This is a genomic window from Shigella sp. FC1967, assembly GCF_001743005.1.
In the GTDB taxonomy this organism is placed as follows: domain Bacteria; phylum Pseudomonadota; class Gammaproteobacteria; order Enterobacterales; family Enterobacteriaceae; genus Proteus.
On the sequence record NZ_MIIZ01000927.1, the window covers coordinates 1 to 1,839 of the forward strand.

A 1,839-nucleotide genomic window follows, 5' to 3' on the forward strand; every position below is an offset into this window, starting at 1 on the left:
CTTTCCAATTATTTTATCAAGATAAAGTCCCTCTTTCTTTAGCCGTTAGCCCGTTCCGTTTAGGAGAATTCCCTAATGTTAGTACGGGCATTGCTACTGCATATTTATAACCTCATTAGCCAGCAACAAATTGAAAAGTTTCTTTATGTTGGCATGCTAGGTTCGGTAAATTTAACTAAAACACTGCAACAAGAAAGAAAAGAACGAGCAAAAAATGAAATTCTTCATTTAATTGAAAAGTTAGAACAAAAAAATAATTATCTTAATATTGCAATCATTTCAGATACGATGCCGTCTTTAACTTTCCAATTATTTTATCAAGATAAAGTCCCTCTTTCTTTAGCCGTTAGCCCGTTCCGTTTAGGAGAATTCCCTAATGTTAGTACGGGCATTGCTACTGTAACTTCTTCAACTGAGGCGATATTTCAATATCAATCTCTCTTTGATAAATTGTGGTTAAAAGCGACCAAGGGGGATGATGCAATTAACCTTTTAAAGCAAATAGTGAGTTATTATTGATTTGCTAATGTGCCTAATGTTTCTGCTAATAAATCAGCAGCGACAGCAATATCACTAAATTCGGTAAATTCATCAGGATGATGACTAATACCGGCAACTGAAGGTGTAAAGATCATCGCCGTTGGATAAAGTGATGCCATATTCATTGAGTCATGCCCAGCACCACTTAACATGGTCATATAGTCTATATCGTGTTTTTGGCATAAATTTTCAATAACTTGGCAAATTGAATCATCTAGTTTCACGGGGACTTCAGCAGAAATTGGTTGAACATCAATAGAGACACCAAAATCTTTTTCTGCTTTTTCAACACTATTATTTAGGCGTTGTACAACACGTTGAATACTTTCAGTATCAATACCACGAATATCAACAGAGAATTTTACTTGTCCTGGAATGACGTTCATGGAATTCGGAACAACATTGAGTTTACCCACAGTGCCTACTGTGCCATAAACGGCTTCAGTGCATGCAGCATGGTTGATATCAATGATAATCCCCGAACTTGCCACTAATGCATCTTGACGTTGGTACATCGGTGTTGCACCAGAGTGATCCGCATGGCCATTAACCGTGATTGAAAAACGTGTTGGTGCTGCAATACCATTGACAATACCAATCGTTTTTTTGTCATTCTCAAGTCGTTTACCTTGCTCAATATGAAGCTCAACAAAAGCACTAAAACGATCTTTTGTAATGATGCAATTATCAAAATTGTCATGCTGATAACCTAAAGATTTTAGTACGTCAAAGAAATTATTGCCGTCATCATCTCTATTTTGTTCCCAGCGTGCTTTATCTATTTTTCCTGTTAATACCTTACTGCCAATACACGAAAATCCAAAACGACTAGATTCTTCCGCACGAAAAACAACAAGCTCAAGGTCACGTTTAAGTTGTTGTGGTTTATATTGCATTAAGGCATAAAACCCTGCGATAACGCCTAAAGCCCCATCATAAGCGCCACCTTGAGGAACTGTATCAAGATGAGATCCTGTACCTACTGCGGGTAGTGAGCGATCTTTACCCGGTAAACGTGCGTAAAGTGTACCAATGCCATCACGATAAACTTCAAGACCCGCTTCTTTCATTAAACCCGCAAGATACAAGTGTGCGGCTTCATCTTCTTCACCATAAGCAATACGAGTGATCCCTTTGCCGCTGTTATCTTTTTTGTAAATTTGCATTGTCTCAATTAATGCTTTCATATCATCAATTGAATACTGAGTTGCTGTATTTTTTTGAGTCATAAGAGAATTCTCCCGTGGTTTCTGTAATATCCTTTTGTCTAAAAAATGAGACAATTTAAGGATTAAAAAA

The 1,839-nt window shown here is 37.2% G+C and carries 2 protein-coding genes; one reads left to right on the forward strand and one right to left on the reverse strand.

Annotated features, from left to right (window positions below):
- The first annotated feature begins 75 nt into the window (after positions 1-75).
- Positions 76-519: a hypothetical protein gene (locus tag BHE89_RS16020; protein WP_286146223.1), complete on the forward strand. Its 444-nt coding sequence runs from the start codon at positions 76-78 to the stop codon at positions 517-519.
- On the opposite strand, the gene BHE89_RS16025 is transcribed toward BHE89_RS16020, so the two are convergent.
- Positions 513-1,769, reverse strand: a complete 1,257-nt coding sequence (locus BHE89_RS16025) for a Zn-dependent hydrolase (RefSeq protein WP_069367041.1) — start codon at positions 1,767-1,769, stop codon at positions 513-515. The two genes, BHE89_RS16020 and BHE89_RS16025, sit on opposite strands and share 7 nt — an antisense overlap.
- Between the last annotated feature and the right edge of the window lie 70 nt (positions 1,770-1,839).